General features: G+C 73.8%; 1 protein-coding gene. It reads right to left on the bottom strand.

The features are described from left to right. Positions 1-39: 39 nt before the first annotated feature. Positions 40-320 (bottom strand): hypothetical protein (locus tag UK12_RS42455; RefSeq protein WP_045307212.1); only part of this gene is annotated, 281 nt, incomplete at its 5' end.

The raw sequence follows: 320 nt of genomic DNA, 5'->3' as shown, positions 1-320 counted from the left end.
AGGTGACGCCCGGCCGGGGGGTGTGCTCGGGCTTGACGCTCACAGGCGCCTGCCGATCAGGGCGGCGTCGCGCGGGGGGAGGTGCCGCCGTGTGGAGCCGTAGGTGCGCCGGTGCCGGGGAGCGGGGCCGATGACCTGCAGCACGCCCGGGTCGGTGGCGACGGGCGAGGCGAGGTGGCCGGCCGTGGTGGAGATGAGGCTGACGTACGGGATGACGTCAGCGGCCAGGCGCTCGGCCAGGGCCTCGGCAACACGGTTGCCGAGGAAGGTCACCACGGAGATCCGCTGCTCGTGTTCCCACAGGGCCCAGATCTGCCGCA

Origin of the sequence: Saccharothrix sp. ST-888 (assembly GCF_000955975.1) — a bacterium.
In the GTDB taxonomy this organism is placed as follows: Bacteria; Actinomycetota; Actinomycetes; order Streptomycetales; family Streptomycetaceae; genus Kitasatospora.
The sequence above is the reverse complement of the archived record's forward strand: the minus strand, read 5'-3'. Positions and strand labels throughout refer to the sequence as shown.